This is a genomic window from Moorena sp. SIO3I8 (genome assembly GCF_010692325.1).
Classification (GTDB): domain Bacteria; phylum Cyanobacteriota; class Cyanobacteriia; order Cyanobacteriales; family Coleofasciculaceae; genus Moorena.
On record NZ_JAAHHW010000393.1, the window covers coordinates 1 to 1,395 of the forward strand.

Below are 1,395 nucleotides of genomic sequence, written 5' to 3' on the forward strand. Positions count from 1 at the left end.
GGGAGTTGGTTCTTCCATGTAAGGTTGACCGATTTCTCTGATTAACACCCCGGCGAGGTTCCCTCGCCAAGGTAACGCGCACCAAAAGAAAGGCGCGAAATTAAACATGAAGTAAATCCACAGGTGCGCTCTTACCATTAAGAATTAAATTCTTAATGGTAAGAGCGCACCTAAGGATAATCGCTAGTTTAACTTGAGCTGGCGGTATTTTTTTTGGTGATTAGCTGTATAACCCACATTCCGCAGGTGCGATCACATAATGTTGTATTTTTGACTGAAGTCCTCCCGTTCATTTGTACTACTATACTAGTTAAAGTCTATCCCCATAAGGGATATAGTGATTGAGCCCAAAAATTGTGTACCAATGTTGCTTCAAGCTTGAAGGATGTCAGCAATTGGAATATAATCCAACTCTAGGCACTGGTCGCATTTGTATTTGGGAACCAAATCGCCCAAGTGCCCTTGAGAAAGAGCGTTGTGAGCATTCTCAATTCCCGGGGTACCCAGAGCGCTTGGGAGTACTGGCAAGCCTAGGAAGGCCACAGAGCTTGGGATTGAGGTTTTGAGTAGTTCAGACTGTGGGGGAACTTCAGTTTTGAAGCATGAGTGTTTCAGGATCACAAATCAAAGTACAAGATATCGATCACTTGGGCATAGTCGCAGGGATTGTTGATGAAATGGGCTTGGTTGAGGAGATTAACCAACTGCTCGGAACTCATCCCCAAGAAATAATTAGCGCAGGTCAAGTGGTCAAAGCAATGATTATCAACGGCTTAGGGTTTGTCAGTGCGCCACTATATCTATTTCATAAGTTTTTTGAAGGGATTGCAACGGAACATTTATTGGGAGAGGGAATACAACCAGAACACTTGAATGATGACCGCTTGGGCAGAGTGTTAGACAAACTATATGATGCTGGATTAACGGAAATTTTCATCCGAGTTGCACTATCCGCCGCCAGTAAATTTGGAGTTAAAATGGACAGTTTCCACTTGGATTCTAGTTCATTTCACGTACATGGGGATTATGGGATAGATGCTGAGGATGAAGCATCAGCCGAATCAGGATTAATTACAATTACATATGGTTATTCTAGAGATCACCGACCAGATTTAAAACAATTTATCCTCGACTTGATGTGCAGTGGAGATGGAGATATACCCTTATATTTAAGAGTTGCAGATGGCAATGAAGTCGATGAGCGCCATGTTTGGAAAACTGATCGCTGACTTCCACAAACAATGGCAAATAGACGGTTTATTTGTGGCCGATGCAGACCTTTACACTGAAGAAAATTTGCAGATGATGGTCTCCTTAAGATGGGTAGCTCGACTTCCTGGCAGGCTAAGAGCTGCCAAAGAACTTTTAAAAAATATCAGTACTGATGCATTTCTA

General features: G+C 42.7%; 1 pseudogene. It reads left to right on the top strand.

What is annotated here, in order from left to right:
• Positions 1 to 602 precede the first annotated feature (602 nt).
• Positions 603 to 1,395, top strand: a pseudogene (locus tag F6K51_RS37295) (IS1634 family transposase); the annotation flags it as partial.